Below are 18,725 nucleotides of genomic sequence, written 5' to 3'. Positions count from 1 at the left end.
ATAAAACGGTAAGAGATTGGAGCCATCATTCAATAGAGGAAAAGCAGAAAAGAAGAGAAAAATGAGCAAAATCTTAGTCATAGAAGATGAACTATCCATTCGGGAACTCATCAACGAGTTACTCACCCTGGCTGATTTTGAGGTTGTGGAAGCCGAAGATGGACAACAAGGAATAGAGCAAGCTCTTTCGACTTTACCCGACTTAATTCTTTGTGATATTATGATGCCCTACAAAAATGGTTATGAGGTATTACAAGAATTACAGTGTCATCCAGAAACCGAATCAATCCCATTCATTTTTCTCACCGCTAAAGGCACAAAATTTGATATTCGTCAAGGGATGAATTTAGGAGCCGATGATTATCTTACTAAACCCTTTACTGAGGACGAACTTTTGCAGACGATCAACATCCGTCTGAAAAAACGCTTTTCTATTGAACAGCGATATGCTCTTGAATTATCTAAGACCAAAGAACAACTCAATTATTTATTTCATTATGATGCCCTCACGGGTTTACCGAATCAATGGTCTTTGCGAGAAATTTTTAATCAAATGGTTTCAGAGGTGAAAAGTTCTCTTTCGGGTTCGGAAATCCCAACCCCTCAAACCCGACAGCCGCTTATCCCTATTCTCAGCTTGGGTTTAGATCGTTTTAGACGAATCAATCAAAACTTTGGCTATGATTTAGGAGATTCGGTTTTAAAATTAGTGGCACAATTTTTAAATAATTGTCTTGGCAGTCGAGGCGTACTGGCTCGTTTAACGGGCGATGAATTTGCTATTATTATTCATCCCATTGAAGACGAAAAAAAAGTTTTTGAGCTTGCTCAAGAGTTACTTCAAACTTGTTCTCAACCTTTGGTGATCAATCAGCAAGAAATTTTTCTCAGTCTGAGTATAGGCATTATTTTTTATCCAGCCGATGGTCCTAGCTTAGAAATTTTACTACAAAAAGCTAATGCGGCGATGAAACGCGCTAAATATTTAGGCGGTGATCGCTGTGAATTTTATTCTCAATTTCTTCAAAAAATTCCCAGTACGGATTATCTCGAACTTGAAGCCGATTTGCGCCATGCTTTAGAACGAAATGAATTAGATGTATACTATCAACCTAGGTTAAGTCTAGTTAGCGGTGAAATAGTGGGAGCAGAAGCATTAATTCGTTGGCATCATCCGCGACGCGGACTGGTTTCACCAGCAATTTTTATTCCCATTGCTGAAGAAACTGGATTAATTGAACCTATCGGCGAATGGGTATTACGTACCGCTTGCCGCCAAAGTAAAATTTGGCAAGAAATGGGTTTAGGATTAATTCGAGTGGCAGTTAATCTCTCGGGACGGCAATTTAATCAACTGAATTTAGCTGACTGGTTGGCCAATATTCTACAAGAAAATGATTTTAACACTCCTGACCTAGAAATAGAATTAACCGAAAGTATTTTAGTAGAAAATGCGCTAGAATCTATTCAAAAGTTAAATGATTTAAAAGCGTTAGGAGTGAAGATTGCTATTGATGATTTTGGAACCGGCTATTCTTCTTTAAGTTATTTGCAACAGTTTCCCTTTGATATCCTCAAAATAGATCGCTGTTTTGTTCGTAATATTGACCAAAATAGTAAAAATGCCGCCATTACTAAAGCGATTATTTTTCTAGCCCATCAACTTTCTCTAAAAGTGGTTGCTGAAGGCGTAGAAACAAAAACTGAATTAGCGTTTCTTCATCAACATCAATGCGATGAAATGCAAGGCTATTTATTCAGCCAGGCGGTAAAAGTGTCTGAGTTTGAAACTTTAGTCTCTTCAAAAAAGAACTTACTCAGCTTCAAATAAGGTGGGGCTTTCCCACCCCATCAACAGCTATACTACTTGTTCTACCTCAACAATTTCAGGAATATATTCCCGCAAACGCCGCTCAATCCCCATTTTTAGGGTCATGGTAGAACTAGGACAAGAACCACAGGCCCCCTGTAAGCGCAGTTTAACAATTGGCCCATCAATTTCGACTAACTCCACATTCCCCCCGTCTGCCATCAGGTAAGGACGCATCTCATCTAAAACGGTTTCTACGTTATCTGAAGTTAAGGCTAATGTCATAACTTACCTCTTTAAGACAATCTCAAAATACCATTGTAATTCTTATCCTAACGCAGCACAGGTGTTAGATCAGTTCTCAGTCAACAGTAAGCTGTAAACTCCGGGACTAAATATGATAGACTAATATTACGTACTCTAAATAATTGTTTTCATGACTGAGCCGTTTGTCCATTGCCAGTTCCCCCAACAGTGGCAAGAAGTCCTAGCTCCTCAAGGCATAGGATACCGAATTAAACTGCTTTCACAATTACTCAGTCGGAAATTTACTGAACGCCTCGAACCCTATGGCTTAACGCCGTTTCACTGGGTAGTCTTGTGCTGTCTTTGGCAAGAGGATGGTTTACCGACCTCCATGCTCGGAGAACGACTACAACAAGTGGGCGGAACCTTAACAGGTGTCCTCGATCGCATGGAACAACGAAATCTGATTCAACGACAACGGGACCCTGATGATCGCCGGATCTGGCGTATCTGGTTAACCGAGGAAGGCAGACAACTCAAATATCAATTGCCCCCCATAGTTTTAGAACTTAAGGAACAGACCTTTAAAGGATTTTCCACAACAGAACAACAACAGTTCTCTGATTGGTTGGATCGCGCCATTAGCAATATCACTTAAAAGTTTAACCCAATGGGATGAGGTTAAGCTCTGTAAATAGTACGTACCCTAAATAATAGAAGAGTTATGTTAACAAACCCTGATAGTCAGCCGAGTCAAAATTTTGAGCCAAGAAAGGATAAAACGATGGAACGCAGTCAGACAGCAACACTCAACGGTCATAACGGTCATAGGCCAATAACCGAATTTCAAGAATTACCCATCTCAGCCTTACAAAGAGAAACCGCCCCACAAGAATTACCCATCACAGCCCTACAAAGAGAAACCGCCCCACAAAAAGAAAAAGAAACCACGCCGGTTCCTCCCCCATCTCCTAAAAAGAGAAAACCGGTCTTGTTAGTTTTAGGGCTAGGCATTGGAGCCAGTGTTTTAGGGATGTTTGGCTATCAGTGGTGGCAAAATTCTTTAATTCATCAAGAGACAGATGATGCCACAGTGGTAGGTCATATTCATCCTCTTGCCAGCCGCGTAGCCGGCACAGTTAGCGAAGTCAGAGTAGATGATAACCAACAGGTGCGTCAAGGACAAATATTAGTCAAACTCGATCCTCAAGACTATCAAGTTAAAGTTCAGCAGGCCCGGGCAGCCCTAGAAAATGCCAAACAACAGGCACAAGCGGCTCAATCAAATATTAACTTAGCCCAAGAAAATGCCTCCGCCAGCGTCACCACAGCCCAAGGGGAGGTCAACAAAGCCAGAGCCGGCATTACAACCGCTCAAGCCGCCTTAGCCGAAGCCCAATCTGGAGTTCCCACAGCCCAAGCCGCCGTAGAAGAAGCGCAAGCCGGAGTCCGATCTGCCCAAGCACAAGTAGCTCAAGCCTCCGCCACTGTAGAGAGAACCCAAACCGACTACCAACGCTATACCCAATTAGAGCAAGAAGGGGTAATTCCGCGTCAACAATTAGATGTTGCCAGAGAAGCTTACCGAGTTGCTGTAGCCGAACAACAAACCGCTAATCAGGGCGTACAACAGGCAAAAGCCAAATTAGCGAGGGCCCAACAAGGGGTATTACAGGCACAGGCACAAGTGGCTCAAGCGCAACAAGGAGTTACTCAAGCGCAAGCAGAACTAGCCTCAGCCATAGGGAATTTACAACAAGCTCAAGCCAAAGGACAACAAACCCAAGTTAATCGCGCTCAATATGAAGCCGCACGAGCCGCGATCTCTCAATCGGCAGCAAATCTTAAAGATGCTCAACTTCAGTTATCCTATACCAATATCGTCGCGCCGGTAAGTGGAACAGTAGGAGATAAAACCGTCGAAGTCGGGCAAAAAATCCAAGCCGGCACTCCTTTAATGGCAATTGTGAGTAATGATTATTGGGTAGTGGCTAACTTTAAAGAAACCCAGTTAAGGAAAATGCGACCGGGGCAAAAAGTAGAGATTAAAATAGATGCTTTTGGCAATCATACTTTTACTGGTCATCTTCAAAGTATTTCACCGGCATCAGGGGCGAATTTTTCTTTATTACCGCCGGATAATGCCACCGGTAACTTTACTAAAATTGTACAGCGTATTCCGGTTAAAGTTACCTTCGATCCTCAGAGTATTAAAGGTTATGAATCCCGTATTACTCCTGGGATGTCTGCTGTAGTTAATGTGGCTCTAGACTCTGATTAAATGATTAATTATGATTAATTCTTGCATCGGAGTCGGGAATAAGAAGAATGACCAATGACTAATGACTAATGACTAATGACTAATGACTAACCTGCTGAGAGCTTTAGAATCAAGAAACTACCGCCTATTCTTTGGCGGACAATGTATTTCTCTCATTGGCACTTGGATGACTCAAGTTGCGGCTGTTTGGTTAGTGTATCAGCTAACAAATTCAGCACTATTATTGGGAATAGTTGGCTTTAGTAGTCAGATTCCTAACTTTTTTGTTACCCCTTTTAGCGGCATTTTAGTAGACCGTTGGAGCCGCCGAAATATTTTAATCACTACTCAAGTTTTATCGATGGTTCAATCTTTGGCGTTAGCGGCTTTAACTTTAACAAAATTGATCACCATTGAGCAATTGATTCTTTTGAGTCTATTTCAAGGATTAATTAATGCTTTTGATGCACCGGCTCGTCAAGTTTTTGTCAACGATATTATAGAAAATCCCTCCCATTTAGGTAATGCTATTGCTCTTAATTCTTCTATGTTTAATGGAGCGAGATTAGTGGGGCCGGCTATCGCCGGCTTAGTGATTGCTGGTTTTGGGGTAGGAGCGTGTTTTCTCATAGATGGATTGAGTTATATTGCCGTAATTGCTGGCTTATTGGCGATGCAACTTAAACGCAAAACTCTGGAAATTCCCCAAACAAATCCTTGGGAAAGATTAAAAGAAGGTTTTCTGTATGCCTATAATTTTCCGCCCTTTAGAGCGATTTTTTTGTTATTAGGATTATTTAGTTTTGCGGGGATGTCTTATAGTGTGTTAATCCCTATTTTTGCGGAAAATATTCTCAAGGGAAATGCCCAAACTTTAGGATATCTGATGTCAGCTTCAGGCATTGGAGCGTTAATAGCCGGAATTTATTTGAGTTCGCGGCAAACAATTTTAGGATTAGGAAAAATTATTGTGGGTTCTTTAATCCTTTTTGGCATTAGTTTAATGATTTTTTCCCAGTCTCGTCAGTTATGGTTATCCTTATTAATGATGTTTATTTCTGGGTTTAATGGCATTCTGACTGTTGCTTCGATCAATACAATTTTACAAACTATTTCAGAACCCAGTAAGCGGGGACGGTTAATGAGTTTTTATACCATGTCTTTTTTAGGGGTACTGCCTTTTGGAAATCTAGCGGCGGGAGCTTTAGCGAATCGGATTAGTGCCCCTTACACGCTGTTATTAGGAGGACTAATTTGTATTTTAGGAGCATTGATGTTTAGGCAACAATTACCCACATTAAGAAAATATATGCGCCCTCTTTATGCTCAATTGGGTTTATTACCTGAAGCCTCATAAGAAAACTAAAAAATCTTCAAAAGCACTAAAACGGCAAGAGGTAATGCCGTTAATTTTAAGTTAGAATATTTAGCTAGTTAGCTAGGACTTTAAGATTTGATAATGGCTTATTCAAAAGTAATTACGTAATCTAAAGATCCTCCTTCATTACCTGGAAAATCTATAGTGCCCCTCACATTTTGGGCAGGAGGAAGAACGGCTTGACCAATGGAATCATCAATATTATCTTCACCCCCAGCAAATTTATCATCATCCCACAAGGTCAACAACATTTCTAAATCTACTGGAAATTGCTCTTTGTAATTAACATCTATGACTTCGTTATTATGACACAACCAATAGGTAGGCTCACCTGCTGGATCTGGCCATAATTGAACATCGTCGTTAACAGGGAGACTGGGTACGTAGTCTTTTGACTTCCAAGTTACATACAACTCTTTATCTCCAGGTGTTGGCCCACAGTTAACTTTATCAATTGTTACATAAGCGTGAGCGGCAAGCGCTTGCTGACTTAAAGGGAAAGCCATCAAGGACAATGCCATTAAAAAACCGAGAAAAATACTGATTATTCTTTTCATAGTTCCAAATTTGAGTTAAATGAAGTTATTTGGTTGATGCTTCTACATATTCTCAAAGTGAATTTGAAAAATCAACCGAAGATAAGCAATTTAAGCAGATATTTAAGCGCAAATTTAAACCCATGAAAAGACATTTAAGACAGTTAAGTAAAAAATGAAAAGACAGTTAGGACAGTTAAGACAGTTAGTAGAGGTTGAAAAATCAATTGACTATAAGCTCTCTTTCAGCTTCGCTCTTTTGAGAGATTAACAACCCTTTAAAAAAAATTGAAGTTTAAATTATTATCTCCTAGGAAAGTTGACAAAATTTAGCTAATGTATTCTAGTGTTAACTAAACAATTCAAAACTATTTTGAATGAATCCTCTCCGCTCAAACTAAAAGGCTATAAGAATGGATACTCAATACTACGACGACATTATTATCGGCGGCGGCAAAGCTGGTAAAACACTTGCGCCGGCACTGGTGGCTCACGGACGTAAAACGGCACTGGTTGAAGGCAGTTTAAACATGATTGGAGGCTCGTGCATCAATATCGCCTGCATTCCCACAAAAACTCTGGTAGCCAGTGCAGATATCGCCAACAGCGTGCGACAGGGTGCGGCTTATGGCATCAAAACAGCACCCCCTACTGTGGATTTCGCCGCCGTCATTGAGCGCAAACGGGCAGTAGTAGAGGGGATGCGAGCAATGAATCTCAACAATTTAGAGAAATCGTTGGGGGAAAATCTCATCATTGGTATAGCCCGCTTTGTCTCATCCAAAGTCATAGAAGTGACAACAGTTCAAGGAACCAGTCGTTTACTGACCGCAGAACGTTTGTTTATCAACACAGGCACGCGACCGTCAATTCCACCAGTGCCCGGACTCTCTGACATCGGGTATTTGACGAGTGAGTCAATTATGGAGTTAGACCACTTGCCCGAACACTTAATTGTTCTCGGTAGCGGCTACATTGGGTTAGAATTTGCCCAGATGTTCCGGCGCTTTGGTTGTCGCGTCACCGTCATAGGGCAAAGTGAGCAAATCCTGTCACATCAAGACCCCGATATAGCGATCGCCGTTCAAACCCTGCTCGAACGAGAAGGCATTGAATTTTTGCTCAAAACCAAACTAACCCGAGTCGAACGCTCTGTTAATGGTATCGTCCTTGATCTCCAAGTAGCGCAGGACCCGAGGCGGCTTTCTGGTTCTCATTTGCTAGTAGCGGTTGGTCGTGTCCCCACAACCGAAAGTTTAAATTTAGCGGCTGCCGGTGTAGCAACTAATACACGGGGATTTATTCTAGTCAACGAACGCCTCGAGACAAACATACGCGGGATTTGGGCTTTAGGCGATATCAATGGGGGGCCGCAATATACCCATATATCCCTCGATAATTACCGCATTGTCAAAGCGAATCTCATTGATGGCGGCAACCGCCACACCGGCGATCGTCCTGTTCCCTCCTGTCTTTTCATCGATCCAGAACTCGCTCATGTCGGACTAACCGAAACCGAAGCGCGGCAAAAAGGCTATAGTATCCGAGTAGCAAAAATTGATGTGTCAGCCGTTCCCCGGGCCAGAACACTGAGTCGAACCGAGGGACTAATGAAAGCCATCGTCAATGCCGAGACTAACCATATTTTAGGCTGTTCACTCTTGTGTCATGAAGCAGGTGAAGTCATTTCGACAGTACAAATGGTCATGCAAGCACAGATGCCCTACACAGTTTTGCGAGATGGAGTTTTAACTCATCCAACCATGACCGAAGGGTTAAACATCTTATTTTCCCAACTGTAAAAACCTGTTCCTTACCCTTATTTAACTTACTCACCGACAATTTTTTAGCGGTTTTTGCGGGCAACTAAAATCATTTATTATTATACCATAATTTTTGATTCAAAAATTCCTGATTCAGCAGGTTTTATCTATTAATTTTTAAGCGATAAAATATTTAAATAGAGCCTTTTTTTCCATTAACTTACATGAAACAGGATCAAAACAATTCCCAAAAAATAGAACAAACTGGGGGACCGAACGAGTTCCGCACTGCAACAGCCATACCTGAAAAGATCCCCTTAAAAACATGGATCGGACTTTTCGGAGTAGTGTTAGGGGCATTTATGGCAGTTTTAGACATACAAATTACCAATGCCTCCCTCAAAGACATTCAAGCCGCATTAGGAGCGACCTTAGAAGAAGGCTCATGGATTTCTACAGCTTATTTAGTAGCCGAAATCGTCGTTATTCCCCTGAGTGGATGGTTATCACAAGTCTTTTCTCTGCGCTTGTATTTGCTAGTCAACGCGGCATTATTTACCTTCTTTTCTATCTGCTGTGCTTGGGCAAATAGTCTCAACATGATGATTGTCGCTCGTGCCCTACAAGGATTTACCGGTGGGGTGTTAATTCCTCTAGCATTTAGTTATATTTTGACCCATCTTCCCCCTAAAAAACAACCGATTGGATTAGCCATGTTTGCCATTACAGCAACATTTGCGCCTTCCATTGGGCCAACCCTTGGCGGATGGTTGACGGATAATTATGGTTGGCAATATGTATTTTATTTAAATTTAATTCCCGGTTTATTATTAATTACAATTGTTTGGTATGCCCTAGACAAGCAACCCCTGAAATTGTGGATGCTCCCTCAAGGAGACTGGGGCGGCATTATCGCTATGGCAATTGGTTTAGGGTGTTTACAAGTCGTTTTAGAAGAAGGAAATAGAAAAGATTGGTTTGGGTCAGAATTAATTGTTAATTTAAGTATCTTCGCTGCGGTTTTTTTGAGTATATTCTTCTGGCTAGAATTAACCCAATCTCGTCCGTTTATCAATTTGCGTTTGATCCTGCGGCGTAATTTTGGGTTATCGGCAATTATTAATGTTGCTTTAGGGTTGGGGTTATATGGGTCGGTTTATATTTTACCCTTGTATTTGGCTCAAATTCAGGGTTATAACGCCATGCAAATTGGTGAAGTAATTATGTGGTTAGGACTTCCTCAATTATTCATTGTGCCATTTGTGCCTAAATTAATGCAGAAAATAGATTCTCGATTTATGATTGCTGTGGGAGTCAGTTTGTTTGCGGTTAGTTGTTTAATGAATTCCACCATGACTCATGATACCGGAATAGATGAATTGCGTTGGTCACAATTAGTGAGAGCAATGGGACAACCATTAATTATAGTTCCCCTCTCGTCAATTGCTACCGCCAATATTGAACCTGAACAAGCGGGTTCTGCCAGTGGTTTATTTAATATGATGCGAAACTTAGGGGGGTCAATGGGGATTGCTTTTTTAGCGACGATATTAACTCGTCGAGAGCAATTTCATTCTAACCGTTTGGTAGACTCTGTTTCCGTTTATGACCCTCAAACTCGGGCAAGAATAGATCAATTAACGCAATATTTTGTCAGTAAAGGTTCAGATTTAGCCACAGCCGGACAGCAGGCACTCGCATCAATTGATAATGCGGTACGCCGTGAAGCTTATGTCATGGCTTTTAATGATTGTTTTTATTTTATGGGAATAACATTATTATTAAGTGGAATTGCTATTTTCTTTTTGAAAAAATCTAAAGGCGGCGGTGCGGCAGGAGCGCATTAATATGAATTTTTCCCGACCCACAGAACAAGATGAACGAATGATTGAAAAAGTGATTGCTCTTGCTTCTGATGCAATCTCAAGAAATAAAGTTGGTGTAGCCGCTCTTTTGGCTTGTGGTGATGAAATAATAGTCCTTGATCATAATCCATTTGCAGATACTCAAAACCCACTCGATCACGCTGAAATAGTAGTGCTTAATAAAGCCGGTTCTTATTTAACAAAATGCAGCCAGGAGCAAAAGTCTAAATTGACATTATATTCAACTTTAGAACCTTGTTTAATCTGTTTACTAGCCGCTTCATTTGTTGGCATTAGACGAATTGTTTATGCGGCTTTAGCAGAAGATGCTAACCAACAAGGACAGCTAATTAAAGGCATGACAGCAAGAACCATTAATCCTTATTTGACTAAGGGAGAAATGGAATTAATTCCTGGAGTAAAGCGAGAACAAGGAAAAGCTTTATTAGAACAAATGGGAATATTTAGTTCTGCTGAGTAAGGGATAGGAAGGCTTATAATTTATATTAACGATTACTAAACTCGTCCCATGATGACCATTACCTTGAATTTATCTCCCGAAGAAGAGGCTCAACTACGCTCTTTTATTGCTAGTGGAGATGCTATCAGTATACGCCGTCTTTTGGCTGAGGCAGTGGCCCCAACTGTGGAAACATTGTTATCAGAGTCATCAGAAGAACTGAGTATTGATGAATTTGAAGCAATCGCAGACCAGTTAGCAGAGGAAGTAGCCACTTATTTAGGCCCCAATCCGCCTGTTTTATCTGATTATGCCCTTAGTCGAGCAGGAATTTATGAGGATCATCCCTAATTATGATCTATCTGGTGGATACAAATGTCTTGTTACGTTTTTCTTTCCGTGATGACCCTCTACATTTAATAGTACGAACGGCAGTACGAAAACTCAAAGAAGATGGTCATAAGCTACAACCCACCTCGCAAAACTTTATTGAGTTCTGGAATGTTGCCACTCGGCCTACTGACAAAAACGGTTTTGGGATCACCCTTAGAGAAGCGGATAGGTCGTTACGTTTGCTTGAGCGTCTTTTTCCTGTGTTAGCTGATGCACCTAACCTTTATTCAGAGTGGCGTAAAATTGTGGTTCAATTTGGTGTTTCAGGTGTCCAAGTTCATGACGCTCGTCTTGTGGCGGCGATGATAACCAATAATATTACTCATATTCTGACGTTCAATACAAAAGATTTTGCTCGATACAACAGCTATGGAATTACAGCAGTCAATCCGACAACAATCTAGATAACTCTGATAGTTTAGCTCAGAAATAAGCTTAAAATTTACAATCAAGAAACTTTTGAGTACGAAAGAAAGCGACTAGAACTCCAGATAATAATAGACAGTTATAAATACTTTAGAGAACAATTTTACTCAAATGCTCAACCGATTATTTCAATTCTTAAGTTAGATGAAATTTTTTTAACAACGGATTTTTATAATGCAGTACAAGTCTTTAAAAATATACTAAATAAGCAAAAAGAGTTAGAAGATAAATATATTAAATAAATTTAAGTATTAAAATTTTGGTGGGCAATGCCCACCCTACATAAAACCTAATTAACTAACAACAGCAGGCTCAAGCAACTTGATATTTTTGAAATTAAACTCAGTGGTAATTCTTTCTCCTCCTGGTTCAATAGCTTCTATGACTTGGCGAGAAGGAAGATAATAATTCCCCACTTTTTCGTAACTTTCGCTAAAATCGCGTTTGCCCTTCAATTCATTAGTCTTAGAATTGCGGAAGATGGCATTATACTTAGTAGAAATATAACCCGATTCAGTTTCGAGACTTTCTTCGGTATTAATAGTAAAAGCCATCGGCCCCATCACGCGGCTAACCTGACAAATTTCTTGGCCTCTCACTTTATAATTAGACCCCATTGCATCGCCTTCTACAAGGATTTCTACGGCACCGGTGTGGTCTTTTTCACCTAAAGTAAATTTATTCTTGCCATGAGCTTGTTCAAAGTTGCCCGGTTTACGATGGGTAACGATATCTCGTAACTGATTATAAACACTCTCTTTCACTTTTTCATCTTCAATCCCATCCACTTCTACACTGTAGTCCGAGTTAACGCGAATAGTGCCAGTATAAACCTCATCTCCTTGTTTGAGATGGATTTCGGCGCTATAACCGGGGAAATGCTCATCCCATGTGTAACGGTTCAGGTAAGCGGCTTGAAAAATGTCTCTTCCTTGAGTTGCTTGGGTCATAAAATCTGTGATGTCTGTAACACTATCTTTTTATCTTTTACTTATTCTGACTCAAAAATGAGATCACTGACATCATCTTCCTCATCTTCTTCGTCTGAGGATAAAGGAACCGTTTTCATCACAGGAACTTGACACAGGGGAACAGTAAAAGTCACCGTCGATCCCAGTCCTTCTCCCATGCTGTAAAAATCTATTTGTCCTCCCATCGCTTGTACCAATTTTTGAGAAATAGCCAACCCTAACCCTGTACCCCCGTAAGCTTTCGTGTGAGAACCATCTATTTGTACAAATTTTTCAAATAATTTAGCTTGTTGTTCTAAAGAAACGCCTATACCCGTATCAGCCACGCTAATTTTAGCTATGGCGGGAAATTCTTGGTCATGACAGAAAATTTTTTTCTTCACCACTTCTGCACTTACCACAATTCCCCCTTCATGAGTAAATTTAATGGCATTACCCACTAAATTTAACATCACCTGTAACAGTCGCTGATAATTACCGTAAAGTAAAATGGGGGTATGGGTATGAGGTTTTTTAAGTTTAAAACTCAGATTTTTTTGTTGCGCTTGAGGACAGGTAAAATTATTAACCGCTTCAAATAATTCATTTAAATCTACTGGGCTGAGGTTTAAAACCATTTTACCCGCTTCAATTTTAGCTAAATCCAAAATATCATTAATTAAATTCAACAGATGAAGGGCAGAATTATGGGCCTCTTCTAGAAACTCTCGTTGTTCTTCGGGATCATCGGCCATCCCATCTAAAATTAATCTTAAAAAGCCGATAATTCCATTGAGAGGAGTTCTCAATTCATGGGTGGTTGAAGCCAAAAATTCACTCTTGAGACGGGAAGCTTCCTCTGCCGCATGAGTCGCCTGTTCCAGTTCTTGATAGAGAGTGGCATGGGCGATCGCTGTTCCCACCTGATCGGCTAATTCCTGTACAAATTCAATTTCTGCGGCACTCCAGGGGCGAAGATGTTTACATTGTTGTAAACAGATTAAACCATTGCGCTCATTTTGATAAAAGGTAGAAACCACTAAAACTGATTTAGCTTGGAAAGCATCTAACGCCAATTGATCCACAATAACCGGTTCTGACTGCATTAATGCCTGTCGCCAATAGGGTTCCGCTTGCCAATCAAAGCTACAGTCTAAAATGGAATTCGAACAAGGATGACAATATTCGGCTTTAATTTCTAGCTGTTCAGCTTTAGTGCTATAAGCAATCATCAGGCAACGGCTAACTTGTAAAGCATTGCCGATACTATCTACTGTTTGCTGCCAGATCGTTTCTAAATTTAGGGTACGACGAATTTTTCGAGCAATTTTCGTTAAAAGTTGTTGATAGGGATCGAGATGACTCGGGAGTGAAGAGAGATTTGTATGAGACATTTCGACCTCGCTTAATAGATGCCCCATGACTAAAACCCTGTGAGGTTTTTCTTCTTTAACCAAGATCGGGCTTATCACTAACTCTAAGGGAAAAAACTGTCCTTGATAGCGAAATAGACAATAAAACTGTTCAGGAATGCGACGTTCTAAAATTTTCTGTATTCTTTTTTGATAGACTTCCGGCAGTACAGGGGAAAACACTGCATCAATAGAACTGCCCACAATTTTTTCACAAACAATATCATATTTATAAGCGTCTGGCCAGGCAAAGGAGAGATATCTACCAGACTTATCTTGAATAAAAATTAATTCAGCCCCTAAATCTTGCCATCCTGTCGGACCGGCTAGGGGAATATTCCCTTTCATCCCTAGGCTTGGAAAACCATTATAATTTATCAGCGATTTCATAGTTTAGTTTAATGGGGAACAGTTTTTATCCAAGCGGGATGAGAGCTAATAACTTTTTATAAAAGATAATCGCCTTTTTTGTCCCCTGTCAAACTCAGACATCAAATGGTTAGTGCCTTTTGTTCAACTTGTAAGTTGGCTTACCTATTTTCAAGTTACTCATCGCTCTGTAATCCGCTTACACTTATAACATTCCCTGAAAGTTGACGAAAATAACCATCTAAAAATCCTGATTTCAACTTTCCTATAGCAAAATTAAAAATTGAACCTTGTGTTTCAAGTCCTTAGAAACCGGCTCAAATTCTGAAGATTATTTTACTGCATCTCTAAGGACTAACCATTAAGACATAGTTGGATTAATCATTCCATTCACCTTTAGGAGGAACAGGCGGATTCCGCCTAAAAGTACGAGTTAGATCATCATCTCTGTCTCTTTCTCCTTTTAACCATTGTTTAATCGCCGTTTCTATAACGCGACTCGGGTCATTGGTTAGATGTTTGATTTGCTCTAGTAGCTCAGAATCAATGTGAATGGAAATTTCGACTTTGTCAGTCGCACGCTGAGAGGATACCGCGTTATCGTTCATAAGCTGATCGATGCTATTGTCTTTCTATTGTACGCTAGATGGTGTTCTAATGTTGAGACTGATAAAGTCTTTAGGCCTTAACTTTCCTCCACCTGAGTCGATTATAGCGATAACTAAGGCAATTAAAAACCGACCTTGGCTAATGACATTAAAATAGATTAAGGAATCTTGATTTTTGCAAACCCCATTTGGATTGTCTTTAACTTAAATAATATGACTGACGTTCCCGTCTCTCGAATTCGCAACTTCTCTATTATCGCCCACATAGATCACGGTAAATCTACCCTCGCCGATCGAATGTTACAGGTCACTGGTACTGTCGAGGAGCGTAAAATGAAGGAACAGTTCCTCGATAATCTCGACTTAGAACGGGAACGAGGGATTACCATTAAATTACAAGCGGCGCGGATGAACTACACCGCTAAAGATGGTCAACACTATGTCCTGAATTTAATTGATACCCCGGGGCACGTAGATTTTTCTTATGAAGTCTCCCGTTCTTTAGCCGCTTGTGAGGGCGCTTTATTAGTGGTGGATGCTTCCCAAGGGGTAGAAGCGCAAACCTTAGCCAATGTTTACTTAGCATTAGAAAATAATTTAGAAATTATTCCTGTTCTCAATAAAATCGATTTACCCGGCGCAGAACCGGAAAGAGTCGCCGAAGAAATAGAAGAAATTGTCGGACTTGATTGTAGTGGAATTATTAAAGCATCGGCTAAAGAAGGCATCGGGATTGATGAGATTTTAGAATCTATTGTACATCTAGTTCCTCCTCCCCAAGACACCACCAATCAACCCTTACGCGCACTTATTTTTGATAGCTATTATGATGCTTATCGCGGAGTGGTGGTCTATTTTCGGGTGATGGATGGTACTGTCAAAAAAGGTGATCGCGTTCTTTTAATGGCTTCGGGTAAGGAGTATGAAATTGATGAGTTAGGTGTGCTTTCTCCTCATCAAATTCAAGTCAATGAACTTCATGCTGGAGAGGTGGGATATTTTGCCGCCGCTATTAAAACCGTAGAAGATGCCCGGGTGGGTGATACTATTACTCTAGCTCAAAAACCCGCTTCAGAGCCTTTACCGGGTTATAAAGAAGCGAAACCGATGGTATTTTGCGGCTTATTCCCCACTGACTCGGATCAATATGAAAGTTTACGGGATGCCCTCAATAAGCTTAAACTTAATGATGCGGCGCTCAATTTTGAACCTGAAACCTCAACAGCAATGGGGTTTGGTTTCCGTTGTGGATTTTTAGGCTTGTTGCACATGGAAATTGTGCAGGAACGTCTAGAGAGAGAATATGATTTAGATTTAATTACTACGGCTCCTAGTGTAGTTTATCAAGTCACCACCACTGACGAGGAAGTTTTAGAAATTGATAATCCCAGTCAGTTACCGCCCCCTCAAAAACGAATCAAAATAGAAGAACCTTATGTTAAGGTAGAAATCCTGACCCCAGAAACCTACGTTGGCGCATTGATGGACTTGTGTCAAAGTCGGCGGGGAGAGTTTAAGGATATGCGCTATTTTACCCAAACTCGCACCGCTTTGATTTATGAGTTGCCTTTGGCGGAGATTGTAACTGACTTTTTCGATCAATTAAAGTCCCGCACTCGTGGCTATGCGAGTATGGAATATCATCTGATTGGCTATCGAGAAAATGAGTTAGTTAAGTTAGATATTATGGTCAATGGAGATGGTGTGGATGCTTTAGCCATGATTGTTCACCGAGATAAAGCTTATAATGTGGGACGTGCTTTAACGGAAAAACTCAAAGAATTAATCCCCCGTCATCAGTTTAAAGTGCCTATTCAAGCGGCTATCGGGGCTAAAATTATTGCCAGTGAACATATTCCGGCTTTACGAAAGGATGTATTAGCTAAATGTTACGGCGGTGATATTACCCGTAAGAAGAAACTCTTAGAAAAGCAAGCTAAGGGTAAGAAACGCATGAAATCTATTGGAACAGTTGATGTTCCTCAAGAGGCGTTTATGGCGGTACTACGGTTAAATAACGAATCGTAGAAATTAGGATTCCCTAACCCTGAAGGGAAAGGCTCTACGGACAAAGCCCGCCTGGGCCGGCTTCAATATTTAATAAGGAAAAGAAAAATGAAATAGTCTACCTTTTTACGCTCAGAATTTCCTACGTTTTAGCCCCCCTTAATAAGGGGGGTTGGGGGGATCAATCCCACCATTAACATCAATGAATGAAAATAAATATAAATTCTTATGCTGTCTTTTTTATATCTTCAAAATTACAAAAATCTGGCTCTACCCGATAAACTAGAGTTGAAAAATCTCAATATTTTTATCGGCTCGAATGGTTCGGGTAAAAGTAATTTAATTAATTGTTTAAAGTTTTTAAAAGACTGTCTAACCACTGTTCCTGAGCAAAGCCGGGGGGTTAGTAGCTTTGAAGATGCAATTTATAAAATCGGAGGGGATCGGATTTTAGACCGGAATATACTTAGTCCTGCACAACTTCGGTTGGTCTATGGGTTTAATATTTCTGATAATAGGATTTTAGATTTAAAAATTTTTTGTAGTGATAAAAGAGTAAGTATTTCAGAAGAATTTTTATATAGAGGAGATACTTTTTATGAAAATTACAATAATTCCGAACCTTTTTATTATTACAAATTTCATAATAAAGAAGTCAATCAAGGTGTTATTTCTGTATATAATCCAGAAGAGAAAAGAACTCGCTTTGAAGTATTAACTAATATTTCTAATAAGATTTTAGGATTAGCTGCCATTTCCAGCCTTCTAGAAGATAGTCCATTTCCTCCTACAAATACTCCTGTATATAAAATTAGACAAGAAATTGTAGAAACTGTCTCAAAATGGCAATTTTATAATGCTAATAATATGAATTTAAATTTAATAAGAACCTCAGAGCCTAAATTAGGACTTAGTGATATTTATTTATCTCCTTCTGGAGATAATTTACCATTAGTCTTAGATAATTTAAGCTATAAAATTGATTTTGAGGATAAAATTAATTTAGCAGTAAAATCTATTCTGCCAACAACTCGCCGTGTTAGAGCCATTCGTTCAGGCCAATTATCTCTAACTGTAGAATGGTATTTTGACGGAATTAATGAGCCATTTTATCTTAATGAAATGTCAGATGGAACTGTAAGAATGTTATGTTGGGCTACAATCTTATTTTCTCCTCATCTACCTTCTTTATTAGTCATTGATGAACCAGAATTAGGCTTGCACGTTGCTTGGATGCCAATATTAGCAGAATGGATTAAAGAAGCCGCCACAAAAACCCAAATTATTATTACTACCCACAGTCCAGATTTATTAGATCACTTTACAGATTCTTTAGAGAATGTTTTCTGTTTTTATGGTAGTGATAAAAGCCATTTTTCAGTAACTAATTTATCTAAAGATATGCTAGACACAAAACTCGATGAAGGATGGCAATTAGGAGATTTATATCGAGTGGGAGATCCCAGTGTAGGGGGATGGCCGTGGTAGTTTGGGTTTTTGCCGGTGGAGGTGAAGCAGAAGTCAGAGGGTTAATTCCGTTTCTACAACAAAACTTTCCTAATTGTCGATTTGAACGCAAAACACCGATTCGCCAAAAACCAGGACCAAAACCGAATAAAGCCGCGAGTTATGGAAAAACAGGTCAAAGTTTAATTGAACAAATTACAAGAGAATTACCCATAGCTTTAAACAATACAAAACAAATCTGTCAACTAATTTTAGTTATTGATGATTTAGATTGCCGTGATTCTGAACAACAGAAACAAACATTTTTGCAAGCAATCTCATCCATTCAAGAAAGTCCTGAAATTAATAATATTGATAAATTTGTCGGATTTTCCGCCCCAGAAATAGAAGCATGGATTATTGCTGATTGGGATAATTCTATAGGGAAACATCCAGATTTTAGAAGCAGACATCAAAGAATGCGGCATTGGTTAAGCACAGAAAAAAAAGTCCCTTTTAATGCACCTGAATCTTTTAGTGAGTATGATTCAGAAAGAGATTGCTGTCAAGATAAATTGTCAGAATTACTGATTGAGTCAACACGATTTTATGAAGATCGAGAACGTAAATTAACCATTTTTAGCAAAAGTTTACATACTTCTCAGCTATTATGGTTAATTAATCCAAAAATTATTCAACAAAAATGCCCTTTATTTCGTGAACTCTACAATCATCTCAATAATTTGAATCAAACCTAAATCATCCAAATAGCTGTTATTATAGAGACGTTGCATCC

The 18,725-nt window shown here is 39.7% G+C and carries 17 protein-coding genes; 12 read left to right on the top strand and 5 right to left on the bottom strand.

Features of this window, described 5'->3' with window-relative positions; all coding sequences use genetic code 11:
- Nucleotides 1-61 precede the first annotated feature (61 nt).
- On the top strand, nucleotides 62-1,831 hold the full coding sequence (locus CYAN7822_RS16350) for an EAL domain-containing response regulator (protein WP_013323368.1): 1,770 nt from the start codon (nucleotides 62-64) through the stop codon (nucleotides 1,829-1,831).
- 27 nt (nucleotides 1,832-1,858) lie between these two features.
- On the opposite strand, the gene CYAN7822_RS16345 is transcribed toward CYAN7822_RS16350, so the two are convergent.
- Nucleotides 1,859-2,095, bottom strand: a complete 237-nt coding sequence (locus CYAN7822_RS16345) for a NifU family protein (protein ID WP_013323367.1) — start codon at nucleotides 2,093-2,095, stop codon at nucleotides 1,859-1,861.
- A gap of 151 nt (nucleotides 2,096-2,246) precedes the next feature.
- On the opposite strand from CYAN7822_RS16345, the gene CYAN7822_RS16340 reads away from it, so the two are divergent.
- From CYAN7822_RS16340 to CYAN7822_RS16330, 3 genes are all read left to right on the top strand, one after another.
- A complete protein-coding gene (locus CYAN7822_RS16340) occupies nucleotides 2,247-2,714 on the top strand; it encodes a MarR family winged helix-turn-helix transcriptional regulator (RefSeq protein WP_013323366.1) in 468 nt (155 codons plus the stop codon).
- Between the two features lie 66 nt (nucleotides 2,715-2,780).
- Nucleotides 2,781-4,337 (top strand): HlyD family secretion protein, encoded by a 1,557-nt coding sequence (locus CYAN7822_RS16335; RefSeq protein ID WP_013323365.1) that lies wholly within the window; start codon nucleotides 2,781-2,783, stop codon nucleotides 4,335-4,337.
- An 82-nt stretch (nucleotides 4,338-4,419) separates the two neighbouring features.
- A complete protein-coding gene (locus tag CYAN7822_RS16330) occupies nucleotides 4,420-5,673 on the top strand; it encodes an MFS transporter (protein WP_013323364.1) in 1,254 nt (417 codons plus the stop codon).
- Nucleotides 5,674-5,780: 107 nt separating this feature from the next.
- On the opposite strand, the gene CYAN7822_RS16325 is transcribed toward CYAN7822_RS16330, so the two are convergent.
- Nucleotides 5,781-6,251 carry a hypothetical protein gene (locus CYAN7822_RS16325; protein ID WP_013323363.1) on the bottom strand — a complete coding sequence of 157 codons (471 nt, stop codon included), beginning with the start codon at nucleotides 6,249-6,251 and terminating at the stop codon, nucleotides 5,781-5,783.
- A 392-nt stretch (nucleotides 6,252-6,643) separates the two neighbouring features.
- Between CYAN7822_RS16325 and CYAN7822_RS16320 the strand changes: the two genes are divergently transcribed.
- From CYAN7822_RS16320 to CYAN7822_RS16300, 5 genes are all read left to right on the top strand, one after another.
- Entirely contained in the window at nucleotides 6,644-8,032 is a 1,389-nt protein-coding gene (locus CYAN7822_RS16320; RefSeq protein ID WP_013323362.1) for a mercuric reductase, read from the top strand.
- A gap of 185 nt (nucleotides 8,033-8,217) precedes the next feature.
- Nucleotides 8,218-9,840, top strand: coding sequence for a DHA2 family efflux MFS transporter permease subunit (locus tag CYAN7822_RS16315; protein WP_013323361.1), 1,623 nt, complete (start codon nucleotides 8,218-8,220; stop codon nucleotides 9,838-9,840).
- A gap of 1 nt (nucleotide 9,841) precedes the next feature.
- Entirely contained in the window at nucleotides 9,842-10,339 is a 498-nt protein-coding gene (locus CYAN7822_RS16310) for a nucleoside deaminase (RefSeq protein WP_013323360.1), read from the top strand.
- A gap of 48 nt (nucleotides 10,340-10,387) precedes the next feature.
- Nucleotides 10,388-10,669 carry a hypothetical protein gene (locus tag CYAN7822_RS16305; RefSeq protein WP_013323359.1) on the top strand — a complete coding sequence of 94 codons (282 nt, stop codon included), beginning with the start codon at nucleotides 10,388-10,390 and terminating at the stop codon, nucleotides 10,667-10,669.
- A gap of 2 nt (nucleotides 10,670-10,671) precedes the next feature.
- Nucleotides 10,672-11,115 (top strand): type II toxin-antitoxin system VapC family toxin, encoded by a 444-nt coding sequence (locus tag CYAN7822_RS16300; RefSeq protein WP_013323358.1) that lies wholly within the window; start codon nucleotides 10,672-10,674, stop codon nucleotides 11,113-11,115.
- 315 nt (nucleotides 11,116-11,430) lie between these two features.
- On the opposite strand, the gene CYAN7822_RS16295 is transcribed toward CYAN7822_RS16300, so the two are convergent.
- The 3 genes from CYAN7822_RS16295 to CYAN7822_RS16285 form a co-directional block, all read right to left on the bottom strand.
- On the bottom strand, nucleotides 11,431-12,087 hold the full coding sequence (locus CYAN7822_RS16295) for a DUF3386 domain-containing protein (RefSeq protein ID WP_013323357.1): 657 nt from the start codon (nucleotides 12,085-12,087) through the stop codon (nucleotides 11,431-11,433).
- Between the two features lie 41 nt (nucleotides 12,088-12,128).
- Complete coding sequence (locus tag CYAN7822_RS16290) at nucleotides 12,129-13,889, bottom strand: ATP-binding protein (protein WP_041933277.1); 1,761 nt, start codon at nucleotides 13,887-13,889, stop codon at nucleotides 12,129-12,131.
- Between the two features lie 356 nt (nucleotides 13,890-14,245).
- On the bottom strand, nucleotides 14,246-14,476 hold the full coding sequence (locus CYAN7822_RS16285) for a type II toxin-antitoxin system CcdA family antitoxin (protein ID WP_013323355.1): 231 nt from the start codon (nucleotides 14,474-14,476) through the stop codon (nucleotides 14,246-14,248).
- Nucleotides 14,477-14,689: 213 nt separating this feature from the next.
- Between CYAN7822_RS16285 and lepA the strand changes: the two genes are divergently transcribed.
- The 3 genes from lepA to CYAN7822_RS16270 all read left to right on the top strand — a co-directional run bounded on the left by lepA (nucleotide 14,690) and on the right by CYAN7822_RS16270 (nucleotide 18,687).
- The gene (gene lepA, locus CYAN7822_RS16280; RefSeq protein WP_013323354.1) at nucleotides 14,690-16,504 is read left to right on the top strand and encodes a translation elongation factor 4; all 1,815 of its coding nucleotides are present in this window, start codon (nucleotides 14,690-14,692) and stop codon (nucleotides 16,502-16,504) included.
- Nucleotides 16,505-16,711: 207 nt separating this feature from the next.
- Nucleotides 16,712-17,971 carry an AAA family ATPase gene (locus CYAN7822_RS16275; protein ID WP_013323353.1) on the top strand — a complete coding sequence of 420 codons (1,260 nt, stop codon included), beginning with the start codon at nucleotides 16,712-16,714 and terminating at the stop codon, nucleotides 17,969-17,971.
- Nucleotides 17,959-18,687 carry a hypothetical protein gene (locus CYAN7822_RS16270; protein WP_013323352.1) on the top strand — a complete coding sequence of 243 codons (729 nt, stop codon included), beginning with the start codon at nucleotides 17,959-17,961 and terminating at the stop codon, nucleotides 18,685-18,687. The genes CYAN7822_RS16275 and CYAN7822_RS16270 overlap by 13 nt, the downstream gene beginning before the upstream one ends.
- Nucleotides 18,688-18,725 lie beyond the last annotated feature (38 nt).

Origin of the sequence: Gloeothece verrucosa PCC 7822, assembly GCF_000147335.1 — a bacterium.
GTDB lineage: Bacteria > Cyanobacteriota > Cyanobacteriia > Cyanobacteriales > Microcystaceae > Gloeothece > Gloeothece verrucosa.
This window is presented reverse-complemented; position numbering and strand designations above follow the sequence as displayed.

Bases quoted from the DNA above. Each gene is read 5' to 3' on its own strand.
- CYAN7822_RS16290 (WP_041933277.1), bottom strand. From the start codon at position 13,889: ATGAAATCGCTGATAAATTATAATGGTTTTCCAAGCCTAGGGATGAAA.
- CYAN7822_RS16275 (WP_013323353.1), top strand. From the start codon at position 16,712: ATGCTGTCTTTTTTATATCTTCAAAATTACAAAAATCTGGCTCTACCC.
- CYAN7822_RS16285 (WP_013323355.1), bottom strand. From the start codon at position 14,476: ATGAACGATAACGCGGTATCCTCTCAGCGTGCGACTGACAAAGTCGAA.
- CYAN7822_RS16300 (WP_013323358.1), top strand. From the start codon at position 10,672: ATGATCTATCTGGTGGATACAAATGTCTTGTTACGTTTTTCTTTCCGT.
- CYAN7822_RS16350 (WP_013323368.1), top strand. From the start codon at position 62: ATGAGCAAAATCTTAGTCATAGAAGATGAACTATCCATTCGGGAACTC.
- CYAN7822_RS16340 (WP_013323366.1), top strand. From the start codon at position 2,247: ATGACTGAGCCGTTTGTCCATTGCCAGTTCCCCCAACAGTGGCAAGAA.
- CYAN7822_RS16325 (WP_013323363.1), bottom strand. From the start codon at position 6,251: ATGAAAAGAATAATCAGTATTTTTCTCGGTTTTTTAATGGCATTGTCC.
- CYAN7822_RS16345 (WP_013323367.1), bottom strand. From the start codon at position 2,095: ATGACATTAGCCTTAACTTCAGATAACGTAGAAACCGTTTTAGATGAG.
- CYAN7822_RS16295 (WP_013323357.1), bottom strand. From the start codon at position 12,087: ATGACCCAAGCAACTCAAGGAAGAGACATTTTTCAAGCCGCTTACCTG.
- lepA (WP_013323354.1), top strand. From the start codon at position 14,690: ATGACTGACGTTCCCGTCTCTCGAATTCGCAACTTCTCTATTATCGCC.
- CYAN7822_RS16305 (WP_013323359.1), top strand. From the start codon at position 10,388: ATGATGACCATTACCTTGAATTTATCTCCCGAAGAAGAGGCTCAACTA.
- CYAN7822_RS16330 (WP_013323364.1), top strand. From the start codon at position 4,420: ATGACTAACCTGCTGAGAGCTTTAGAATCAAGAAACTACCGCCTATTC.
- CYAN7822_RS16320 (WP_013323362.1), top strand. From the start codon at position 6,644: ATGGATACTCAATACTACGACGACATTATTATCGGCGGCGGCAAAGCT.
- CYAN7822_RS16310 (WP_013323360.1), top strand. From the start codon at position 9,842: ATGAATTTTTCCCGACCCACAGAACAAGATGAACGAATGATTGAAAAA.
- CYAN7822_RS16315 (WP_013323361.1), top strand. From the start codon at position 8,218: ATGAAACAGGATCAAAACAATTCCCAAAAAATAGAACAAACTGGGGGA.
- CYAN7822_RS16270 (WP_013323352.1), top strand. From the start codon at position 17,959: ATGGCCGTGGTAGTTTGGGTTTTTGCCGGTGGAGGTGAAGCAGAAGTC.
- CYAN7822_RS16335 (WP_013323365.1), top strand. From the start codon at position 2,781: ATGTTAACAAACCCTGATAGTCAGCCGAGTCAAAATTTTGAGCCAAGA.